This is a genomic window from Nostoc sp. MG11, assembly GCF_014904695.1.
GTDB lineage: Bacteria > Cyanobacteriota > Cyanobacteriia > Cyanobacteriales > Nostocaceae > Komarekiella.
Map to the genome: position 1 here is coordinate 1 of NZ_JACXXN010000171.1, position 1,394 is coordinate 1,394.

Sequence of the window (1,394 nt, forward strand, 5' to 3'; positions counted from 1 at the left end):
AGTGCAGCGAGAAGTATTTCAGACACTAGGTCGTCTTCCTAGTGTCGTAGAAATTGCCGAAAATTTGAACTTGCAGCCGAACCAAATTCGGGAAGCTTTAACTGCATCTGGTCAAACACTTTCTTTAGAATTGCGTGTAGGAGAGAACCAGGATACAGAACTGGGCGAACTCTTGCATGATGAAAGCGTCTCCCTAGATGAAGATATCACTCAAGAATGTTTGCGCCAAGACATGATCAATATGCTCTCATTGCTAACACCCATACAAAGAGAAGTGGTAATTTTGCGCTTTGGGCTTGAAGATGGACAGCCACTAAATTTGAGACAAGTTGGGGAACAGCTAAACCTTAGCCGAGAGCGAATTCGTCAAATTGAGGTCAAAGCAATGGCTATTCTGCGCCGTCATCAAGACAGTATTCAGGATTATCTTGCTTCATGATGAGCAATGAGCTACGAAAGTTGTGATTTGTTCCAATTCGTCTTGATGTTGAGAAGCAACTATCGGTTCAAGGCCTAATAAAGGTTCAATTAGTTGCACTAGAGCTACATCATTTTGAGCATCTTGAGGCGTTAAACCTTGGAAATATGCATGAAAGCTGCGTTCTTGAGCGGGAGGAGTGTTTTTGCGCGTCTCCACAAGTTGCCCTTATCTTCTAAATATGGGGTTTTCTCCCTTAAACTTAAGAACTTCCCTACCCCTGTTCGCTTCACTAAATATCAACAACAGGTAGTATTACATTACTAAAATTGATAAGATTGACTGATTGTTATGAATACTCCCTTGCCTTTAGAGCCTCCCCAAAACGCCTTAGAAGCCCTTTTAAAATTGCGAGATTATTACGCTCCTCTTGTAGAAGAGTATGAAAGGTTATACACCCAGTCCAAAGATAGTCTCACTCATGTCGAAGCTTTGCTGTCTAATTGGCCTTCTGTCTCCTATGCGGAACAGGAGTCATCCACCCATCAAAAACAAGAAAAGTTGTTGTTATTTCTCAATGACGAATCTAAAAATGACGATTTTGAGCCTAATCTTTTAGAACCTCTGAAATTAGACGATTCCGAGTCGCAAGCCGAGTACGCAGATGATGACCTGACTGAATCACCAGAATCACCTATATTCCCACTCATTAAAACTCGGTCAGATGAAAAGCCTGACACAGCACTGACCCCAGAATTACCAGAGCCACCCGTATTCCCGCTAATAGAGACATCAACTCAACAGCCTTCGCTCCACGGGGTAGAAATTCCCATGCTACCCCAATATCAGTCTCTAAGTCGCCCGGAAGCGATTGAACAGATACAGCATTTACGGCTGTTATGAGGTACAGTAGCAGCAACTGGCAAACCAGTTTCTTAAATGTTGAGGATTTATTAAGTCGAGTGCAACTGAGATT

At 42.6% G+C, this 1,394-nt stretch carries 3 protein-coding genes; 2 read left to right on the forward strand and 1 reads right to left on the reverse strand.

Annotation, left to right across the window (positions count from 1 at the left end; genetic code table 11):
• A partial coding sequence (locus tag HCR01_RS37875) for a sigma-70 domain-containing protein (RefSeq protein WP_320073271.1) occupies positions 1 to 439 on the forward strand: 439 nt, incomplete at its 5' end.
• Here the strand turns inward: HCR01_RS37875 and HCR01_RS37880 are convergent.
• Positions 434 to 637, reverse strand: coding sequence for a hypothetical protein (locus tag HCR01_RS37880; RefSeq protein WP_193201008.1), 204 nt, complete (start codon positions 635 to 637; stop codon positions 434 to 436). The two genes, HCR01_RS37875 and HCR01_RS37880, sit on opposite strands and share 6 nt — an antisense overlap.
• A 132-nt stretch (positions 638 to 769) precedes the next feature.
• Between HCR01_RS37880 and HCR01_RS37885 the strand changes: the two genes are divergently transcribed.
• Entirely contained in the window at positions 770 to 1,321 is a 552-nt protein-coding gene (locus HCR01_RS37885; protein WP_193201009.1) for a hypothetical protein, read from the forward strand.
• Positions 1,322 to 1,394 lie beyond the last annotated feature (73 nt).

Excerpts from the sequence above, each read along its gene's own strand:
- HCR01_RS37885 (WP_193201009.1), top strand. The coding sequence starts at position 770 with ATGAATACTCCCTTGCCTTTAGAGCCTCCCCAAAACGCCTTAGAAGCC.